Genomic DNA, 238 nt, shown 5'->3' on the forward strand with positions numbered 1-238 from the left:
ACGCCCAGCAGACGCCGAGGGCGGGCAGCCAGGTCGCCGGGGGCGACACCGACACGCAGACCGTCTCCAAGGGCCCCGAGATGGTCTCGGTGCCGGACGTGGAGGGCGACAGCGTGGACGACGCGAAGAAGACGCTGGAGGACGCCGGGGTGCAGGTCAACGAGGACCGCGGGCTGCTCGGGCTGGTCGGGGGCCACGTCAAGGGCCAGTCGGTGAAGGGCGGGGAGACCGCGCCCAA

1 protein-coding gene is annotated in these 238 nt (G+C 73.1%); it reads left to right on the forward strand.

All coding sequences use genetic code 11. The annotated features are described in order from the left end of the window. Window positions 1-238: PASTA domain-containing protein (locus KVT44_RS56950; RefSeq protein WP_217577169.1), on the forward strand; the 238-nt coding region annotated here is incomplete at both ends.

It is taken from the genome of Streptomyces sp. GbtcB7 (assembly GCF_019091445.1).
Classification (GTDB): domain Bacteria; phylum Actinomycetota; class Actinomycetes; order Streptomycetales; family Streptomycetaceae; genus Streptomyces; species Streptomyces mirabilis.